Source organism: Mesorhizobium sp. BHbdii (genome assembly GCF_053848045.1).
The window spans coordinates 2446585-2465854 of record NZ_JBSPKX010000001.1 but is presented as its reverse complement, the minus strand read 5'-3'; the positions used below and the strand labels follow the sequence as shown (position 1 = coordinate 2465854).

Genomic DNA, 19270 nt, shown 5'->3' with positions numbered 1-19270 from the left:
CATGTGCTTTTCGCCCAAATTTTCGGGCCGGGCCATCATGCCTTGGCCGCAATCAACATCCGGACTTATCAATGACAATGCATCGTTACCGCAGCCATACCTGTGCCCAGTTGAGGAAGAGCGACGTCGGCTCTTCCGTTCGCCTGTCGGGCTGGGTGCATCGCGTGCGCGATCATGGCGGCCTGCTCTTCATCGATTTGCGCGACCACTATGGCCTGACCCAGATCGTCGCCGATCCGGATTCGCCGGCCTTCAAGATCGCGGAGACGGTGCGCGGCGAGTGGGTCATCCGTGTCGACGGCGAGGTCAAGGCGCGCCTGGCCGAGACCGCGAACGCCAACCTGCCGACCGGCGAGATCGAGGTTTTCGCGCGCGAGATCGAAGTGCTGTCGGCGGCCAAGGAACTGCCGCTGCCGGTGTTCGGCGAGCCGGATTATCCCGAGGACATACGTCTCAAATATCGCTTCCTCGATCTGCGCCGCGACACGCTGCACAAGAACATCGTGGCGCGTACGAAAATCATCGCCGAGATGCGCAAGCGCATGGGCGAGGTCGGCTTCACCGAATTCTCAACGCCGATCTTGACCGCTTCGTCGCCTGAAGGGGCGCGTGACTTCCTGGTGCCGTCGCGCATCCATTCCGGCACCTTCTACGCGCTGCCGCAGGCGCCGCAGATATACAAGCAACTGATCATGGTTTCAGGCTTCGACCGTTACTTCCAGATCGCGCCGTGCTTCCGCGACGAGGATCCGCGCGCCGACCGCCTGCCGGGCGAATTCTACCAGCTCGACGTGGAAATGAGCTTCGTCGAGCAACACGACGTGCTGGCGACCATGGAGCCGGTGATGCGCGGTGTGTTCGAGACCTTTGCCGCCGACAAGCCGGTGACGCAGGAGTTTCCGCGCATCGCCTATGACGTCGCCATGCGCAAATACGGCACCGACAAGCCGGACCTGCGCAACCCGATCGAGATGCAGGCGGTCTCTGATCATTTCCGCGATTCCGGCTTTAAGGTGTTCGCCAATATCCTCGCCAACGACCCGAAGGCCGAGGTCTGGGCCATTCCGGCCAAGACCGGCGGTTCGCGCGCCTTCTGCGACCGCATGAATTCCTGGGCGCAAGGCGAGGGCCAGCCGGGCCTCGGCTATATCTTCTGGCGAAAGGAGGGCGAGAAGCTCGAAGGCGCCGGTCCGCTCGCCAAGAACATCGGCGAGGAGCGCACCGAGGCGATCCGCCAGCAACTCGGTCTTGCCGATGGCGACGCCGCCTTCTTCGTCGCCGGCGACCCGAAGAAATTCGTCTCGTTCGCGGGCGCGGCGCGCACTCGCGCCGGCGAGGAGCTGAACCTTGTCGACCGCGACCGCTTCGAACTGTGCTGGATCGTCGACTTTCCCTTCTTCGAATGGAACGAGGACGAGAAAAAGATCGATTTCGCCCACAATCCGTTTTCCATGCCGCAAGGCGGCATCGACGCGCTCAACGGCGAGGATCTGCTTGGGATCAAGGCGTTCCAGTATGACATGGTCTGCAATGGTTTCGAGATCGCGTCTGGCGGAATCCGCAACCATCTGCCGGAAACCATGGTCAAGGCGTTCGAGACTGTCGGGCTGGACCGCGAGACGGTCGAGGAGCGCTTCGGCGGCCTCTACCGCGCCTTCCAGTACGGCGCACCGCCGCATGGCGGCATGGCGGCCGGCATCGACCGCGTCGTCATGCTGCTGGTCGGCGCCAAAAACCTGCGCGAAGTGACGATGTTCCCGATGAACCAGCAGGCCTATGACCTGTTGATGAGCGCGCCGTCGGAAGCCAGCCCGCAGCAGCTCCGCGAACTATCGCTGCGCGTCGCCGTGACCAAGAAAGAGGCTTAAAAACCTCCAGCAACCGATTCTAAACGCTGTCGGTTTGCGCTGCCCCTCATTGCCCTGCCGGGCATTTCTCCCCGTATAGTGACGGGGAGAAAGACGCCGTCACGAATGGTTTCGCCAGCTGCCTGCGTTGCAAAATGGGCGCCAAGGTCGCGGCCATTTCCCTTCTCCCCGTCACTATACGGGGAGAAGGTGCCGGCAGGGCGGATGAGGGGCGGCGCTGACACTTCCAATGTAAGCGCATTTTGCAGAACCGGCCAGAGACGTGCCGGTCAGTCTTCGTTCGCCTTGACCGTCACGCCAAGCGTCTTCGGCAGGTCGAGCGGGTTGGACATGGCGCCCGCCATGATCAGCGCGAACGGCACTGCCGCCGGCGGCTCGGCCAAGATCTCGAGGCTCTGCGGATCGTCGAGAAATTTGCCGACTGCCGCCGACACCTGCGCCGTCAATTCGGGATTGTTGAGCTGCGCCATGCCGAAAGGCACGATCGCCTTGGCCTGGTTGGCGATGTCCTTGCCGGACATGCCTTGCTGCTTGCCGACGTAGTCCAGCACCTTGTTGGTCAGCGAATCGTCGTCGAAGCGAATGGAAGCGCTGTTGAATGAAAGCTGCTGCAGGACGCCGAGCATGGCCATGCCTTGCGCCGAGTTGTCGGCGCCTTCGGGCTGAGCCGCTATCTTCTTCTGCATCTCCTGCAGCGACTTGATGACGTCCAACGTGTAGCCGCCGAGACCGAAGGTCATGCCGAGCGTTCCGGCATTGTCGACGGAGATGTCGTATTTCGACAGCTCCATCTTGCCGTCCGCAGGCTGCCAGCTGCCCTTCATTGCAAGGTTCCCGGTGATGTTCTGGTAACCGAGCGCGTTGATCACGTCCTTGGACTTCGGGTCCTCGACCAGCGTCAGGTCGGCATTGAACTTTTCCGTGGTCCCGGAAAATTCCATCGCCTTGCCGTCGGCCGGTGGAGTGATTTCGATGGCGAGTCCGTCCATCGAGAATGCGGTCTTGTCGGCAACCTTGACCGTCATGTTGTCGAGTTCGGCCGATTTATACATCATCATTGAGCCCAGCGGGCCTGTGGCGCCGTCGGCCGGAACCGTGATGTCGTGGATGATGAATGGGCTGAGGTCGACCGTGACGCCGTCCTCGCTGTGCCGGAACGCCGTAGTAGAGACGGTTTCGATTTCATAGCCGCCATTGGCTTCGGTCACGCCTTCGAGTGTGACGTCGCCGATCTTGAACGCTTCCTTTTCGGCCGCCGGTTTGAAGGCCACGCCTTGCAACACCATGCTGGAGGCATCGCCCGTCACCCCGGTCCAGGAGATGTCGACGCCCTGGGCGGCGAGAGCCGCCTTCAGCCGGTCGGCGACCGCCGCATCCTGCGCCAAGGCCGCGTTCAGCGGCAGCGCCAGCAAAAACGTCGAAAAAGCAAGCTTGTTGAGTGTCGAGCGTCTGATCGTCATCGCGAGTCCCCTGAGAGTGTCCTGAAGATTGTTTTTTCAACTCGTTGCGCCGTCACCCTTCCGTGATGAACTGGACGGGAAAAAGGCGTTCTCCCGCACAATGGTCGAAAACCATGGCGAAAGGCAAATCCGATCCATTGCCATAGAGCCGGGATGTAACCGATTGATGTTGGTCGGCGCAGCAGTGCGTCCAGTTCGTGTTGCGGAAGGAGGCGCAGTCAAGCGCCTCTTGCCGCGAATCACCCGCTCGGCTAGTCCCAGCCCATGGGAAAAAGGCTTTTGCCGCCTGGCGATGGCGGTGGCGACAACATCGAGCCGGTCGATCTGAAGAAAGCGCTGGAAGAGCGCTATCTCGCCTATGCGCTGTCGACCATCATGCACCGGGCGCTGCCGGACGTGCGCGACGGGCTGAAACCGGTCCATCGCCGCATCATGCATGCCATGCGGCTGCTCAGGCTCAACCCCGACCAGGGGTTCGCCAAATGCGCCCGCATCGTCGGCGAGGTGATGGGCAAGTTTCATCCGCATGGCGACCAGTCGATCTACGACGCGCTGGTGCGGCTGGCGCAGGATTTTTCGATGCGCTATCCCCTGGTCGACGGGCAGGGCAATTTCGGCAATATCGACGGCGATAACGCCGCCGCCATGCGCTACACCGAAGCGCGCATGACCGATGTCGCGACCGAGCTGCTGTCCGGCATCACCGAGGATGCGGTCGACTACCGGCCGACCTACAATGAGGAGGACGAGGAGCCGGTCGTGCTGCCCGGCGCCTTCCCGAACCTGCTCGCCAACGGCTCGTCCGGCATTGCCGTGGGCATGGCGACCTCGATCCCGCCGCACAATGCCGCCGAGCTCTGCGACGCCGCGCTGCATCTGATCGAGCACCCCGATGCGCCGGTGACGGCGTTGATGGACTTCTTCCAAGGTCCGGATTTTCCGACCGGCGGCATCATCGTCGATAGCCGCGCCTCGATCCTCGAAGCCTATGAAACCGGTCGCGGTGGTTTCCGCGTCAGGGCGAAATGGGGCCAGGAGGACCAGGGCAGGGGCACCTGGAGCATCGTCGTCACCGAAATCCCCTACGGCGTCCAGAAGGCGCGGCTAATCGAAAAGATCGCCGAGCTTCTGATGGCGCGCAAATTGCCGCTGCTCGAAGACATCCGCGACGAGAGCGCCGAAGACGTCCGCGTCGTGCTGGTGCCGAAGAGCCGTTCAGTCGATCCCGGCATCCTGATGGAATCGCTGTTCAAGCTGACCGAGCTCGAAAGCCGCTTTCCGCTCAACATGAACGTCCTGTCGCGCGGCAAGATACCCAACGTGCTGTCGCTGAAAGGCGTGCTCAAGGAATGGCTGGAGCACCGCCGCGAGGTGCTGATCCGCCGCTCCAGGCATCGCTTGGGCGAGATCGAAAGGCGGCTGGAGATCCTCGCCGGCTATCTGATCGCCTATCTCAACATCGACGAGGTGATCAGGATCATCCGCGAGGAGGACGAGCCCAAGCAAGTGATGATGGCGCGCTGGTCGCTCACCGACAACCAGGCCGAAGCCATCCTCAACATGCGGCTGAGGGCCCTGCGCAAGCTCGAGGAATTCGAGATCCGCAAGGAATTCGACGGCCTCACTATCGAGAAAAAGCAGATCGAGGCGCTGCTTGCGTCCGACGCCAGGCAGTGGTCGACGATCAAGTGGGAAGTCTCCAGCATCCGCGAGAAATTCGGACCGGAGACCGAGCTCGGTAAGCGCCGGACCCAGTTCGCCGACGCGCCCGAACATGACCTGACCGATATCGCCCATGCGATGATCGAGCGCGAGCCGGTCACCGTGGTCGTTTCGGAAAAGGGCTGGCTCAGGGCGATGAAAGGTCACCTGACCGATCATTCGTTGCTGACCTTCAAGGAGGGCGACAGCCTCAAGCTCGCCTTCCACGCTCAGACCACCGACAAGGTGCTGGTCTTCACCACCGGCGGCAAGTTCTACACGATCGGCGCCGACCGGCTGCCGGGCGGGCGCGGCCATGGCGAACCGATCCGCATCATTGTCGACATGGACAACGACCAGGACATCGTCACCGCCTTTGTCCATGATCCCAAACGCAAGCTGCTGCTGGTGTCTCACGACGGCAATGGCTTCATCGTGCCGGAAGAGGAAGTCGTCGCCAACACCCGCAAGGGCAAGCAGGTGATGAACGTCAAGGCGCCCGACGAGGCCCAGCGCTGTGTGCCGGTCGCCGGCGACCATCTCGCCATCGTCGGCGAGAACCGCAAGATGCTGGTCTTCCCGCTCGCCGAGATCCCTGAGATGGGTCGCGGCAAGGGCGTTCGCCTGCAGAAATACAAGGATGGCGGCGTCCTCGACCTCAAGACCTTCACGCTCGCAGGCGGTCTCTCCTGGCAGGATTCGGCCGACCGCACCTTCGTCAAGTCACGCGAAGAGCTGATTGAGTGGATCGGTGCTCGAGCCTCGGCCGGACGCATGGTGCCGAAGGGCTTCCCGAGGGCGGGGAAGTTTGGGTAGGTAATCTCCCCCTTGAGGGGGGAGATGGCCGGCAGGCCAGAGGGGGTCCCCGCGCATGAAGCGCCAGCCTCCCCTGTTCGCAATAAGAGGTCGCGTCTGAACGTCCCGACCCCTCTGTCGCCCTGCGGCGACGTCTCCCCCTCAAGGGGGGAGATTAGCGCCTCCATGCAAACATTTGGAATGTCGTCACGATTGCTGCACTATGATGGTACATAAGCATCGCTACATAAGGCGGGACACACGCCTTTGGGAGAAATGGGCATTTGAAAGAAGCCAGGATTAAGAAACCGGAAGGGCAGCAGCGCTTGTTCGGCCTGTCGACGCCGGTCAGATCCGCCGTCATTCCGCCGCTGTCGGCGGCGCGCTGGCTCCTGGTGCTGATCGTTGCCGCCGGGGTCTATTTCTTTCATGGTTTCCTGGTCCCGGTGCTGGCTGCTCTCGTCATCGCCTTTGCCAGCTGGCCGCTCTATCGGCGGCTGCTGGCTGCTGTCGGCGGCAACCGCACGATCGCCGCGACATTGGCGATCCTGTTCATCCTCACTTTCCTGGTGGTGCCGATCGCGCTCGCCGGCGCCTACGCCAGCAACGAAGTCCGCGAATGGGTCGGCTGGGCGATCGAGACCAACCGCGAAGGCGCGGTGACGCCGCACTGGATCGCCACGCTGCCTGTGGTGGGCGACTGGCTGAACGAGCAGTGGACGCGCAATCTCGGCCATCCCGGCGGCATCGGCGAACTGATCCAGCTGATCAGCGGCGCCAACATCGGCAGCATCTACCGCGGCGTGCTGGCCGCCGGCGGCAGCGCCTTCGGCCTTCTGCTGGCGCTGCTGTTCATGATGATCGCGCTGTTCTTTGCCTATCGCGACGGCGAGCATTTTGCCGGGCAGGTCGACCGTCTCGGCGAACGCATCCTGCCGACCAGGTGGGAGCGGATTTCACGCGTCGTGCCGGCGACGATTTCCTCGACGGTAACCGGCATGACCATTATCGCCATCGGCGAGGGAGTGGTGCTGGGCGTGGCCTACTGGCTGGCCGGCGTGCCGTCGCCGGTGACGCTCGGCGCCCTGACCGGCATCATGGCGCTGATCCCCGGCGGCGCACCGCTGTCCTTCACGCTTGTTTCGATCTATCTCGCCGCCAGCGGCTCGCCGATGGCCGGGTTGGCGCTGTTCATCTGGGGGAGCGTCGAACTGTTCATCGTCGACAAGACATTGCGCCCGAAACTGGTCGGCGGCCCGATAAAGCTGCCGTTCCTGCCGACCTTTTTCGGCCTGATCGGCGGCGTCAAGACGATGGGCTTTCTCGGCCTGTTCATCGGCCCGGTGCTGATGGCGTTGCTGGTCGCGATCTGGCGCGAATGGCTGCGCGAGGTTGAATTGGCCGACGAACTCGCCCCCGCAGCACCGGCGGAGCTGGAAGGGTCGCCGCCGCAAATCGAAATCGTTGCCGAGAAGAAGTCTCAGGCCGGGTGACTGACCGCAAGGCTTGCGCGGCGCTTGCGCCCCTCATGCAGCTGCCACAGCGAATGGGCGACCAGCGTGACGATCAGGATCGCGCCGCCGATCAGGCTGTTGCGCGACGGCGTCTCGGCAAAGATCATCCACATCCAGACCGGCGCCAGCACGGTTTCGAGTAGATAGAACATCGCCACTTCCGGTCCGGAAATATATTTCGGCCCGTTGGCGAGGCAGAAGAACGAGATCGGCATGATGACGGCGCCATTGAAGATGATCCACCACGGCGCGTTCACCTGAAGGCCTTCGCCTGAGACCATGAACACTGCGACGGCCAGGGGCAGGATCACGCCGACCAGCGATGTGAACCCCATGTCCTTGCCGCTGGCGCGCGAGATGGTGATGGCCAGCGCGATGAAGAAAGCCGAGCACAGCGCCATGAGATCGCCGAACAGGTGCCCGGTGCCGATCGAATCGCCGACGATGATCGCGACGCCGACAATCATGACCAGCATCGCGGCCACCGTGACCAGTCGTGGCCGCTCCTTCAGGAACAGCCAGGACAGCAGTGCCGCGAACACGGTGTTGAAAGCCAGGATGAAGACCAGATTGGCGGTCGTGGTATAATAGATGCTGGTGACGAAGGTGACCGAGGTCAGCCCATAGCATATCGCGACAACGAGCCCCGACCAGCCGGGGATGAGCTGCGGCGCGTTCCTGCTCAGCGAGCGCCAGACGGCCCAAATGATCAGCGCCGCGACCAAGGTGGTGCCGGTGCGCAGCAGGAGGATCGTCCACGCGCCGCCGTCGGCGAGCCGGATCAGTGGAATGTCGATGGTCAGCGTCAGCCCGCCGATGGCGGTGATGAGAAGGCCCTTCTGGTGATCGTTGTGGGACGACATGGCAATTCTCGCAATGATGTGGAGGCAGGCGCAAAATTGGCCCAGCGTCTGTCGTTCCAGCCAAGCGGCCGAAAACCAGCGGCATCCTCCTTGAAACAGTTTTAAGGATGGTTGGCGAAAGGGCGGATCAGCGCGAAACCGCTTCGTGGTCGTAGCGTTCCCAGCCTTTCGGGCCGAGATGCTCCTGCGGCATGAAGCGCATCTTATAGTTCATCTTGCGCGAGCCGTTGACCCAGTAGCCGAGATAGACATGGGGCAAGCCCATCGCCCTGGCGCGGGCGATGTGGTCGAGGATCATGAAGGTGCCGAGCGAGCGGTCCTCGAAGTCCGGATTGAAATAGGAATAGACCATCGACAGGCCGTCGGCCATCTTGTCGGTGAGCGCCACCGCGATCAGCTCGCCCTGGCCCTTGCCGGTGATGAAGCTGTCGGGGCCGCGGCGCCGGTATTCGATGACCTTGGTATCAACATGGGTGTCCTCGACCATCATGGCGTAGTCGAGCACCGTCATGTCGGACATGCCGCCGCGGCGATGGCGGGCATCGAGATAGCTGCGGAACAGCGAATACTGCTCGGTGGATGGTTGCGCATCGTGCATGGCGCCGATGAGGTCTGAATTGTGCTGTATCACTCGCTTCATGTTGCGGCTGGCAGTGAATTCCTGGGCCAGGATGCGTACCGAAACGCAGGCGCGGCAGGTCTCGCAGGCCGGCCGGTAGGCGATGTTCTGCGATCGCCGGAAGCCGCCTTGCGTCAATAGGTCGTTCATCTCCGGTGCCTTGTCGCCGACCAGATGCGTGAACACCTTGCGCTCGAACTGGCCCTCAAGATATGGGCACGGCGACGGCGCGGTCAGGAAGAACTGCGGCGACTGGGTAGGATGGTGCGTCATCGAACCTTGGAAACACTCCTGCGAATCATCATACCTTTGGCGCGGACGGCAAAAAATTCAACAGGATTGTGAAGGCGTGGGGGAGCGGAAGCCGTCACTTTGCACATAAAAGCTCGCGGGACTGATGAAAAGCTGATCTTAGCGGTCACTGCGGCTGACCACTGTGCCCAGCAGCAGGTCGTGCAACGTGCGTTTGCGGTCGGCAAACAGCGACACCAGAAGGACCAGCGGCGTCAGGATGACGTTGCCGGCCCAGAACAGCACCGAATGCACCACCGCCGTCAGCCCGTCGATGCGGGTGCCGTCCAGACGGTCGAGCCGGATCCCCATCATCTTCATGCCTGTCGTGGCCTGGTCGGCGCTGCCGAGCGTATTCCAGATGTAGAGGATGGCTACGGCCGGCACGAGGACGGAAAACAGCATCCAGCCGAGGCCGAGTGTCAGAATCCCAAGGAAGAATACCAGGATCGCGAACGGAATGGTGAGCAGCGCGACGATGCAATAGTCGATGACGAAGGCGAGGACACGCCGCGTGCGCACGCCGTCATAGGCCCTGATATCATCGAGCCGGGAGGTGATGATTTCGCCGTCGAGAACGCGCGCGTTCATGTGATTTCCTCGCAATCAGGCCCGGGATAGGGTGCGGGCCGCCTGGTTTTGAAATGGTGAAGTCTTGCGACGGAATCAAGATCGGCGTTTCCGCGGCAGGCGGTGGGAACCAGCACCGGGTACAGCCGGAATCGGTTGAATTTGCAGCGCCGATAGCGCTAGCTTGCTGCAGCGCAACAAAGTGCAGGCGAGGGACGGGGCGACATGGATTACGACATGCTGGTCATCGGCTATCGTCGGCGAGGGCGCGACCGAACTGATCCATATCGTCCAGGCGGTGATCAATCTCGATGGCACCGTCGATTTCTTCGTCAACAACACCTTCAACTATCCGACGCTGGCCGAAGCCTACAAGATCGCCGGGCTGGATGCCTGGAACCGGATGGGCGAGGGTAAGATCTCGGCTCATCAATTTGCCTGCGCAATAGTGGTTGCGGGGCCGGCCAGCCATTGCCTGACGATTTCAGCATCGCGATCGCCGATTTCATGGCCGGAGGCGATCGTGTGGGCCTCGACCTCGGCACCATGCCGGCCGAGCAGTCCGACCAGCGCGAGTGCGAAGGGCCCATAGGTCAGGTCGGCGGCGCCGGATATGATTGCCACCCGTGCCTTGCGGAGATCCGCCGGCGGCACCTCGTCCAGCACGGGCATGGGCCGCAGCAATGCTGCTCGGGCGATGAGCTGCGGATGCAGCAGCATCACGCTTGAAACCAGGTTGGCGCCGTTCGAATAGCCAAGAAAAATTGCCCGGGAAAGGACGAGGTCGTGGCGTTTCGCCACCTCGGTGATGAAGGCCGCGAAAGCGTCCGCCTCTTTGCGGATGCTACCCTGTTCGAAGCGTATGGGCGAGATCCGTCTGAACCAGCGGAAACCGTCCTCCTGAGCGATACGGCCACGCACCGCCACCAACAACGCGTGCGGCGCGATTTTCTGCCCCAGCGCCACCAGCGTCGTCTCGTCGACACCGGATCCATGCAGAAGAAAAAGGCATTCGCCGGTTGATTCTGCTGGTCTGTAGAGGCGATAGAAAAACGGCAGGTCGCGCCGCAAAAAGCCGTCTTCCGGAGGTTTTTCGGCCATAGTTGCATCCTTTTGATTTCGCGTCGTTTTTGTTCATTTGCCGGCTTCAAAACGGAATATTTTCGGGCTCCTTCAAAGTTGATTGGACCGGGCGCATTTCCGTCCGTTTGTTCGCGATATGCTCCTGCGGGGAGGAATCGAAACGGTGCGTCGGGCGGTCGCATCGATCGCCGGCATGAACAACCAGCTTTGAGGCCTTTTATCGATGACCATGCCAAATTCGGAACGCGATACGCGTATCGATGTGTTCCGCGCTCTCGCTCTGCTGATCATATTTGTCGACCATGTCCCGGGCACGGTTTTCGAAACCCTGACCTACAAGAATTTCGGCTTTTCGGATGCCGCGGAAGCCTTCGTGCTGATCTCCGGCATGTCCGTTGCGCTCGCCTATGGTTCAAAATTCCAGCCCGGAAACCGGCTCATGGCGATACTGAAATTGTGGCGCCGCGCCGGTGTGCTCTATGTCGCCCACATCGTCACGACGATGGTGGTGGTGGCCATTTTCTGCGCGGCGGCGGTGTTCGAGAAGCGGCCGGACATGCTGACGCTGATCAACATCGAACCATTGATCAGGAACCCGCAGCAAGTGCTGATCGGCATCGTCACGCTTGGCCATCAGCTCGGTTACAACAACATCCTGCCGGTCTATGCGGTGCTGCTGCTGATGGCGCCAACCTTCCTGCTGTTCATCAGCTACAGGCCCGTGGCGGCGCTCGCGATATCGGGAGCTCTGTGGCTGGTTGCCGGGATCTATCAGATCGCGCCGCCGAATTATCCTGAGCCCGGCTTCTGGTTCCTCAATCCGCTGTCGTGGCAGTTCCTTTTCAACATCGGCCTGGCGAGTATGCTGCATATCAAGCGCGGCGGCACCATTCCGGTCAACCGTTGGCTGGTCGGCACGGCGGCGGTCTATGTCGCGGCGGCATTGATTTGGGTGCACAGCCCGCTATGGGGGCACGTATCGTGGCTGAACCTGCCCGTGGTGCTGACCGGCTTCGACAAGACATTCCTGTCGCTGCCGAGGCTGGTCCACATCCTGGCGGTGAGCTACCTGATTGTGGCCTTTCCTTCTGTCTCGAACCTGTTCCGGACCAGTCGCGACCATCCGCTCGCCATATTGGGCAAACGTTCGCTGCCGGTTTTCATCGCCGGCACGGTGATCGCTATGGTGGCGCAGGTGATGAAGCTGATCAACCCGGGCGGGTTTGCCTATGACAGTTTGCTTATCGCCGCCGGCATCGCCATGCAGTTCGCGCTCGCTTATTATCTTGAATGGCTGTCGGGTATTGGACAGTCCGGTAAGAGCAAGCCGGTCCGTAGCGAGGCGCCGCCTGTCCATACGCCCTTCGGTGTGGGGGCCATGGCGACTAGCAATCCGTAAGCGTCCGGATTCAAGCTGTTTTGGGCGGCGGTCCGGAAGATGCCCTGACGACAAGCTCGACGCCGAGCGTCTCACGCCGCACCGTGCCGTCGAAATCAAGGATCGTTCGTGCCGCCCGGCGGCCGATCTCGGCGATCGGCTGGGCGATCGTGGTGAGCGCAGGATCGCAAAGCGCCGCGTCCGGCACGCCATCGAAGCCGACGATGGAAACGTCACCGGGAACCGAGAGGCCACGTGCCTTCAGCCACTCGATGGCGATCATGGCGATCCTGTCCGACATCGCCAGGATGGCGGTGGGCGGCTCGGCCGAGGCGAATACCGTTTCGAGGCCCGCTCTGGTGCTGGCCTCGTCGTTCTCGGTCTCGAAGACCGGTACGCTGGCTGTATCCACGCCGAAGCGGGAGAGCTCCTCGAAATAGCCTGCATAGCGGTCGCGTGTTCCCGTGTAGACCGCCGAGCGGACCTGCTCTGGTGTGACCAGACCGGTGCGACCGTCGGCGAGGGCAAGCGACAGCACGGCGAAGCGGCGATGACCAAGCTCCGCCAGATGGCGTGCCGCCATGCGGGCGCCGACGACATTGTCGACGCCGATCGCCGAGACGGTGTCGTCCTCGGAACCGAGCTCGAGCGCAACGAAGGGGAGCTTGCGTTCGCGTGTTAGCTCGACGAGGCGCGGACCTCCCTCGATGCAGAAAAGAATGAAGCCGTCGACCAGGGCGCTCTGGATGTTCCAGGCAAGCTTCTCCTGGTTGCCGGCCGATACCAGCGCGATGCCGGCGCCGGTGGCGTCACATGCCTCGGAAATCCCGGCCATCATCGCGCGGGCAAAGGGGTCGTCGAAGAAATAGGCGAGGGGCTCGGTCGTGGCGACGCCGATCGCGTTGACCTTGCCGGCGCGCAGCAGCCGGCCCTTGGGGTCGGGCCCGGCATAACCCAGCGCCTCGGCGGCCGCCTTGACCCGTTCGCGGACCTCCTCGCGCACGATCTCAGGGCGGCTGAACACGTTGGAGGCGGTGCCGTGCGAAACCCCGGCGGCCTTGGCGATGTCGGCCAGCCGGATGGGTCTTGTATTGCTTTCGGTGGATGACGCCATTGTTTGCCTCCAGACTCCTGTCTATCACTTTCGTTGGATCGATTCAAATTTTTGCTTGACATCGGTGCGGTTGGGTGTATTTTTGAATCGATCCAAGTCCAGTGCCGTCTGTCAATTAGCTCGATTCAGGAAGGAGACAGCCATGCATCCCGTCAATTATCTTTTCGAAGACATCTATCGCAACGACTGGAGCATAACCTCGAACGCGGTGACCCGGACACGTCGCGGCAGGGCGGGCCCGTGGATCCGCGATCTGCGTTTTCTGGTGGAGCGCAGGCGGAGCTGATCGGCACGGCATTTTCGGGCGTGTCGATTGGATCGATTCAAGTTGAAAAAGGAGCCCAGCCATGCATCCGATCAATCATCTGTTCGAAGACATCTATCACAACTATTGGGGCATCTCGCCGGCCATCGATAGGCCGGAGCGGCGCCGCCTGACCAAGCCGGCTGCACGCAATCGCGACCTGCCGGTCCGGCCCGAACGCCGGCAGGATTGGTCATCGTCTGACTGATCGTCGTTTGGCGGAAACGGGCCCCGGCCGTTTGCCCGCAAGCGCATCTCAGGAGCGCGGCCGCATGAGCGCCGAGGCTGCAACCGCCAGCCAGCCGGCGATGAGCAGGGTGCCGCCGATCGGCGCCGACATCGGGAAAAGCCGCGAGCCGAGAAAGTCACGGGCGAGGAGATCACTGCAGAACAATACAAGCCCGACAAGAAGGACAAGGCTTGCGCTTCGCAGGATCCGGTTTGCGCCGACGTGGCCGACGGCAAGAAAGACCGGCGCATGCATGAGCAGGAAGGACGCGGCCGTGCCGACGAAAGCGCCGCCCAGGTGCGCGGCCGCGGCGGAGAGTGCCACGCCGGCCGCGCCGCACAGGCCGCCGGTGAAAATGAGAATGCGGCCACTGCCGCTTGCTGGCTGCTCGGCCGTGCTCATGTCTGTGGTCTCCGTCAAATAATGATAGCTCGCGAACGGTGTCACGACTTGCCCGCCTGCACCAGCATGTCGCGCGCGCGTCGCGACTGGACCAGCCAGTTATACGCAGCTCCGCCCGCCATCAGCACGGATGTGCCGAGAAACACCGCGCGCATGCCGAAATGACCGCCGACGAAGCCGCCGAGCAGTGGTCCGGCGACCTGTCCGACATATTGCGCCGAGATCGATAGGCCGAGCACATTGCCGCCGACGCCGTCCGGAACATTGTGGCGGATGACGCTGGTGATGCAGGGCAAAAGACCGCCAAGCGCCAGCCCCATCAGGAAACGCAGGCCGACGAGCTGCCAGCCCTGCGTGACGAAGGCTTGCGGGATGAGCAGCAGCGCCGAGACGGCAAGCGCCCCAATGATGACGTTCCAATGGCCGACGCGGTCGGCGAGTTTTCCGAGACGCGAGGCCGACAGAATGGCGCCAAGTGCTGCCGCCGACATGACGACGCCCGAGATCAGCGTGACGCGGCTTTGATCCGCTATGAGCTGTTGGACGTAGACCGTGATGATCGGCTCGATCGACATTGTGGCGAAGCTCAACAGCGTGCCGGTCGCCAGCATGGCGACGACCGGGCGCTTGTCCGAGATTTGCGACCAGCCGCGTTTCGGCTTCTCAGTCGATGCTGATTTGTCGGCTACTGGGCGAGGGTTCTCCTCGATGAGAAAAGTCGTTGCCAGGAACGCCAGGAAAATGACGCCGCCGGCGAGCAGGAAGGTTGCGCGGATGCCGATCAAAGGCGGCAGCGCGCCGCCGAGCAGGGGGCCGACGAGGGCGCCTGCGGTGATGCCGGCCGACAGCACGCCAAGCGCCCAGCCTGACCGGTCCTTCGGCGTCTGCATGGCGACGAGAATGGTCGAGCCCGAGGAATAGCCGCCGGCGAAACCGATCAGCAGGCGCAGCAGCACCAATTGCCAGACAGTCTCCACCATGCCGGTCAGCGACATGCAGACGGCCATGCCGAAACTGGCACGCACCAGCATCAGCTTGCGGCCGTGGCGGTCGCCCAGCCGTCCCCACAGCGGCGCCACCAGCGCGGCGGCGAAGAACGTCGCGCCATAGGCGATGCCGGACCACTGCACGATCGCCGCGTGCCCCTCGGCACCCAACTGCTCGACGTAAAGCGGCAGGAAGGGCAACAGCAGCGTCATCGCGACAAGCGTGCTGAACGAGCCGGCAAAGCACACGGCGAGATTGCGGCGCCAGTGGATGTTGTGGGCGCCTTGCGTGGCAGGGGTCGCGTCTTGCGGCATGTCCTGTCCTGTCCGGCAAGTCTGTCGGCGGCTTGCTGCAGATACCGTTTTGGGATACCAAGTTGGTACCCGTCATGGACGCAAGCTCGACGGCTGTCAATGCGGCGCTCTCAACGCTGAGCAGCGACCAGATAGCCAGAACAAATAGCCAGAACGGAACACCATGTCGCAGATGCAGCATGTCGAAAAACAGCTTCGGGAGATGATCCTCGGCCTTGAGGTCGGTCCGGGCGAGCGGCTGACAGAACGCTGGATCGAAAGCCGCTTCGGCGCCTCGCGCACGCCGGTCAGGGCAGCATTGCTGCGGCTCGAAACAGAAGGTCTGGTCTGCCGCGACGGGCGCGGCTGGACGGTATCGCCGATCAATCTCGCCGAGCTCGAGCAGATCGCCGTCTACCGCGAGGCGGTCGAGGTCGCGGCACTCAGGCTGACTTGTGCGCAGAGTGACAGAGGCGGCGTTGATGTTATCGAAGCGATGCTCGATTCCTGCGACCAAAATACCCCGCGCGAGGAATGGCACCGCGTCGGCATGGATTTTCACATCGAGCTGGCAGGCCTGTCCGGCAATGAGTTCCTGTTCAAGGCGGTTCGCGATGCCATGACGCGCCTGTCACGCGCCCGTTGGCTGGAGGTGCGCGACGAGGCGGCACTCGGCCGTGCCTGGGCCGAGCACCATACCATTCTGGCAGCGGTGCGGACCGGCGATGCCGATGAGGCGGCACGGCGGCTTTCGGCCCATATCGTCGGCAGCCGCGACCGGCTGGTGATGTCATTGCACAATGACCGGCGCGGCCTGCGCGCCAGGGGATTTGCCGTCGTCGCGGCGTGATTGCGGAGGCAACCACTTTCGCCCTCGCTTCGCGAGCGCCGATGGCGTAAGAGCGGCGATGGAAAACAACCGATTTGAAATACCCGTGACCGTCAAGTCGGGCGCGGAAGGAACCACTCAGCTCTTGCGTACCGTCCGCGAGGCTTCCGACTACCTCCTCAACAGCTGGCCCGGCAAGCGCAGTCCAAAGCATCGCGAAGCGCTGCAGGCCTGCCATGATGCGCTGGCCGGGGACAAACCGGCGATGACCGCAAGGCGCGCCTTCATCGCCGCCGCGCGCGAGGTGAACGTGTTCGTCAGCGACAAGGCGCCGGCCTGAAGACGCAGCGGGATTCCTAGGCCAAATCCGATCCGCCTCGCGGGCCGGATGCGTTTTACTCTGCCGTTTCCGTTTCGGTCTCGGACGTGGTCTCGTCTTCGGGTTTCGAACGTTCCTTGGCTGCCACTTTGGCCACCTGCTTTTCCGCCTTCTTGGCGGCCTTCTGCCGGTCGCGTTCCTTGCGTTCCTGGCCGTAATTCGGTGCTCGCGCCATATCTCTTCCTTTCACAATCCCAAGGTTCTTAGCCCTGCCTAGGAGCATTGGGCTCCAAACACAACACCGCAAAGAGCGATCGGCTCCATACACAGCCGGCAGGCTAGCTGAACACGGTTCTGTGGCTTGCAAGATAGCTGGCACAATGGTGTAGGAGGGGCCGGGGGGCAAATCACAAGCCGACTTTTTATCAAGTGACCGATGGCCACCCTTCAAAGAAACGCACAGAAGCTATTCTACTATGCGCGCAATGCCGTACGCGATTTTGCACCGCAGGCGATGTTCCGCCGCAGGCTCGCCGGGCTGCTCGATCAGGCCAGGCTTTCGGATGGATCGGTCCGCGCGCGTCTCAATTATTACAATAGGTTGCAGGACCCTTTCGCGCCGAGCGCCGGCGCCGTGCCGGTCAGCCGGCTGCCGAGAGGTCGGAGCATGTATTACTACGATCTGAAGGAATTTGCCCGCTACTTCGATCCCGATTTGCGCATCGACCTCGAATTCGGCGACGTCATTGAAGTGCCTGCGATGCCGTCGATCGTCAAGGATCGGCCGATCGCCGGCGACAACAGGAACGGGGTCCTGTTCAAGCTCAACAAGTTCCGCCACTTCCACATGCCCGCCGACGATGTAGCCTTCGCGGACAAGCTTCCGGTTGCGGTGTGGCGCGGCGAGCTCAACAACCCGATAAGGACCTTGCTTCTGGAGGCCGCGCGCGATCTGCCCTTTTGCGATGTCGGCACGCCCAAACCGACGGCAGCGCCGGAATATCGCAAATCTTATCTGAGCATCGATCAGCAGCGGCGCTGTCGCTATATCATTTCGCTCGAAGGCAACGATGTGGCGACCAACCTAAAATGGATCATGAGTTCGAATTCGCTGTGCCTGATGCCGCCGCCGACGTATGAGACATGGTTCGCCGAAAGCGAACTCATGGCCGATGTTCACTATGTGCCGCTCGAACCTGATTTCACGGATCTTGCCGAGCGGGTGCAATATCTCGAACGTCATCCGACTGAGGCCGAGCGCATCGTTGCCGCCGCCAACGCCTATTGCCGCAAGTTCGCCGACGAACGGGCCGAGCAGGCGATCTGCTTGCTCGTGCTCTACAAGTACTTCGTGCTCAGCGGCCAGATCGAGCCTGATCCCGAGGTCTGGCGTTTTATCTCAGGCTAACCCGCGGCGACCTTCGACCTGATCAGGACCGTTGTCAGATATCTTCCCGGTCAAGAACCAGATCGGCCGGACCAAACCGGTCCTTTGCCGTGAATTGCTGGTGCCAGTAGGGATACAGAACGGGCGGGCGGCTCACAGCGTCCAGGCGTGCGCGCTCATCGCTGGTCAGCACCAGGCTTGCAGCGGCGATATTGTCCTTGAACTGCGCTTCGGTCCGTCCGCCGATCACCAGCGAGCTGACGGCCGGCCGGCCTAGCAGCCAGGCAAGCGCCACCTGCGCTGCCGAGACGCCATGGTTCTTGCCGATATAGGCAAGCACATCGACGATCCGCCACAGCCGGTCTCCATCACGGATCGGCGGTTCCGTCCAGCCGCTGAGCTGGCGGGAGGTGGCCTGGTCGCGGTGGTATTTGCCGGACAGCAGTCCACCGGCGAGCGGGCTCCACACCAACACGCCAAGCCCCTGGTCGACCGAGATCGGCAGCAGTTCATATTCGGCTTCGCGTGCTTCCAGCGTGTAGTGGATCTGCTGGGTGACGAAGCGCGGCTGGTGCTGGCGGTCGCTGATCCCCAGCGCCTTCATCACTTGCCAGCCGGAATAGTTGGAACAGCCGACATAGCGGACCTTGCCCTGGCTGACGAGCGTGTCGAGCGCGGCGACGGTCTCCTCGAGCGGCGTCGTGCCGTCCCATTCGTGCAGGAAATAGATGTCGATGACGTCGGTCCTGAGGCGCTTCAGGCTCTTCTCGCACTCGCGGATCAGATGGTAGCGCGACAGCCCTTCGTCGTTGGGGCCCGTGCCGATCCGCATCCGCGCCTTGGAGGCGATCAGCACATCGCCCTTGCGTTTGCCGCCGAGCGCTTCGCCGATGATCTCTTCCGAAAGCCCGTTCGAATAGACATTGGCGGTGTCGATGAGATTGATGCCGGAATCGATGCAGAGGTCGATCATCCGGCGCGCCTCGTCGAGATCGGTCTTGCCGACCGCCGAAAATGCGCCGGCGCCGCCAAAGGTCATGGTGCCCATGGTCAGCGTCGAAACCTTCAGCCCGGAACGGCCGAGAGTGCGGTATTCCATGTCAGATCCTCGCAATTGCGTTGAGAAGGGCTGCTTCGAAGGCCGCCCGAGGGGAGCCTGGCATTTGTAGGACAATTCGAGCCGCTTGTCGTGCATGCCATGGAGGCTGATCGATCATATCTCACGGATTTGCGCGACCGGCACACAGGCCGGCTGCAATAAAAC

The 19270-nt window shown here is 62.4% G+C and carries 19 protein-coding genes and 1 pseudogene; 10 read left to right on the top strand and 10 right to left on the bottom strand.

What is annotated here, in order from left to right; translation table 11 throughout:
- Positions 1–77 precede the first annotated feature (77 nt).
- The gene (aspS, locus tag ACWTU8_RS12035; RefSeq protein WP_455848444.1) at positions 78–1868 is read left to right on the top strand and encodes an aspartate--tRNA ligase; all 1791 of its coding nucleotides are present in this window, start codon (positions 78–80) and stop codon (positions 1866–1868) included.
- 269 nt (positions 1869–2137) lie between these two features.
- Here aspS and ACWTU8_RS12030 read toward each other — a convergent pair whose 3' ends face one another.
- Positions 2138–3328, bottom strand: a complete 1191-nt coding sequence (locus tag ACWTU8_RS12030; RefSeq protein ID WP_455848236.1) for a hypothetical protein — start codon at positions 3326–3328, stop codon at positions 2138–2140.
- 264 nt (positions 3329–3592) lie between these two features.
- Between ACWTU8_RS12030 and parC the strand changes: the two genes are divergently transcribed.
- Together parC and ACWTU8_RS12020 are read left to right on the top strand one after the other, a co-directional pair.
- The gene (gene parC / locus ACWTU8_RS12025) at positions 3593–5845 is read left to right on the top strand and encodes a DNA topoisomerase IV subunit A (RefSeq protein ID WP_455848235.1); all 2253 of its coding nucleotides are present in this window, start codon (positions 3593–3595) and stop codon (positions 5843–5845) included.
- A 263-nt stretch (positions 5846–6108) separates the two neighbouring features.
- On the top strand, positions 6109–7317 hold the full coding sequence (locus ACWTU8_RS12020) for an AI-2E family transporter (protein ID WP_029353978.1): 1209 nt from the start codon (positions 6109–6111) through the stop codon (positions 7315–7317).
- Here ACWTU8_RS12020 and ACWTU8_RS12015 read toward each other — a convergent pair.
- The 3 genes from ACWTU8_RS12015 to ACWTU8_RS12005 all read right to left on the bottom strand — a co-directional run bounded on the left by ACWTU8_RS12015 (position 7305) and on the right by ACWTU8_RS12005 (position 9702).
- Positions 7305–8201 carry a DMT family transporter gene (locus ACWTU8_RS12015; protein ID WP_455848234.1) on the bottom strand — a complete coding sequence of 299 codons (897 nt, stop codon included), beginning with the start codon at positions 8199–8201 and terminating at the stop codon, positions 7305–7307. The two genes, ACWTU8_RS12020 and ACWTU8_RS12015, sit on opposite strands and share 13 nt — an antisense overlap.
- A gap of 127 nt (positions 8202–8328) precedes the next feature.
- A complete protein-coding gene (locus tag ACWTU8_RS12010) occupies positions 8329–9093 on the bottom strand; it encodes an arginyltransferase (protein WP_029353973.1) in 765 nt (254 codons plus the stop codon).
- 138 nt (positions 9094–9231) lie between these two features.
- Positions 9232–9702, bottom strand: a complete 471-nt coding sequence (locus ACWTU8_RS12005; protein WP_029353972.1) for an RDD family protein — start codon at positions 9700–9702, stop codon at positions 9232–9234.
- 232 nt (positions 9703–9934) lie between these two features.
- On the opposite strand from ACWTU8_RS12005, the pseudogene ACWTU8_RS12000 reads away from it, so the two are divergent.
- Positions 9935–10099, top strand: a pseudogene (locus ACWTU8_RS12000) (Si-specific NAD(P)(+) transhydrogenase); the annotation flags it as partial.
- Between the two features lie 11 nt (positions 10100–10110).
- On the opposite strand, the gene ACWTU8_RS11995 reads toward ACWTU8_RS12000, so the two are convergent.
- Entirely contained in the window at positions 10111–10782 is a 672-nt protein-coding gene (locus ACWTU8_RS11995) for an alpha/beta hydrolase (protein ID WP_455848233.1), read from the bottom strand.
- Between the two features lie 205 nt (positions 10783–10987).
- On the opposite strand from ACWTU8_RS11995, the gene ACWTU8_RS11990 reads away from it, so the two are divergent.
- On the top strand, positions 10988–12163 hold the full coding sequence (locus tag ACWTU8_RS11990; RefSeq protein WP_455848232.1) for an OpgC family protein: 1176 nt from the start codon (positions 10988–10990) through the stop codon (positions 12161–12163).
- 10 nt (positions 12164–12173) lie between these two features.
- On the opposite strand, the gene ACWTU8_RS11985 is transcribed toward ACWTU8_RS11990, so the two are convergent.
- The gene (locus ACWTU8_RS11985; RefSeq protein WP_287149634.1) at positions 12174–13256 is read right to left on the bottom strand and encodes a LacI family DNA-binding transcriptional regulator; all 1083 of its coding nucleotides are present in this window, start codon (positions 13254–13256) and stop codon (positions 12174–12176) included.
- Positions 13257–13398: 142 nt separating this feature from the next.
- Between ACWTU8_RS11985 and ACWTU8_RS11980 the strand changes: the two genes are divergently transcribed.
- Entirely contained in the window at positions 13399–13542 is a 144-nt protein-coding gene (locus tag ACWTU8_RS11980; protein ID WP_455848231.1) for a hypothetical protein, read from the top strand.
- 61 nt (positions 13543–13603) lie between these two features.
- Complete coding sequence (locus tag ACWTU8_RS11975) at positions 13604–13768, top strand: hypothetical protein (RefSeq protein ID WP_455848230.1); 165 nt, start codon at positions 13604–13606, stop codon at positions 13766–13768.
- A gap of 48 nt (positions 13769–13816) precedes the next feature.
- On the opposite strand, the gene ACWTU8_RS11970 is transcribed toward ACWTU8_RS11975, so the two are convergent.
- Both ACWTU8_RS11970 and ACWTU8_RS11965 read right to left on the bottom strand, forming a co-directional pair.
- The gene (locus ACWTU8_RS11970) at positions 13817–14191 is read right to left on the bottom strand and encodes a DUF423 domain-containing protein (protein ID WP_455848229.1); all 375 of its coding nucleotides are present in this window, start codon (positions 14189–14191) and stop codon (positions 13817–13819) included.
- Between the two features lie 41 nt (positions 14192–14232).
- Positions 14233–15492: a multidrug efflux MFS transporter gene (locus tag ACWTU8_RS11965; protein WP_455848228.1), complete on the bottom strand. Its 1260-nt coding sequence runs from the start codon at positions 15490–15492 to the stop codon at positions 14233–14235.
- 163 nt (positions 15493–15655) lie between these two features.
- Between ACWTU8_RS11965 and ACWTU8_RS11960 the strand changes: the two genes are divergently transcribed.
- Together ACWTU8_RS11960 and ACWTU8_RS11955 are read left to right on the top strand one after the other, a co-directional pair.
- Positions 15656–16321 carry a GntR family transcriptional regulator gene (locus ACWTU8_RS11960; RefSeq protein ID WP_455848227.1) on the top strand — a complete coding sequence of 222 codons (666 nt, stop codon included), beginning with the start codon at positions 15656–15658 and terminating at the stop codon, positions 16319–16321.
- Positions 16322–16406: 85 nt separating this feature from the next.
- Positions 16407–16640 (top strand): DUF982 domain-containing protein, encoded by a 234-nt coding sequence (locus tag ACWTU8_RS11955; RefSeq protein WP_245316534.1) that lies wholly within the window; start codon positions 16407–16409, stop codon positions 16638–16640.
- 55 nt (positions 16641–16695) lie between these two features.
- On the opposite strand, the gene ACWTU8_RS11950 is transcribed toward ACWTU8_RS11955, so the two are convergent.
- Positions 16696–16854, bottom strand: coding sequence for a hypothetical protein (locus ACWTU8_RS11950; RefSeq protein WP_455848226.1), 159 nt, complete (start codon positions 16852–16854; stop codon positions 16696–16698).
- 201 nt (positions 16855–17055) lie between these two features.
- On the opposite strand from ACWTU8_RS11950, the gene ACWTU8_RS11945 reads away from it, so the two are divergent.
- Positions 17056–18027, top strand: coding sequence for a glycosyl transferase family 90 (locus ACWTU8_RS11945; protein ID WP_455848225.1), 972 nt, complete (start codon positions 17056–17058; stop codon positions 18025–18027).
- 34 nt (positions 18028–18061) lie between these two features.
- Here ACWTU8_RS11945 and ACWTU8_RS11940 read toward each other — a convergent pair whose 3' ends face one another.
- Positions 18062–19105, bottom strand: coding sequence for an aldo/keto reductase (locus tag ACWTU8_RS11940; RefSeq protein WP_455848224.1), 1044 nt, complete (start codon positions 19103–19105; stop codon positions 18062–18064).
- Positions 19106–19270 lie beyond the last annotated feature (165 nt).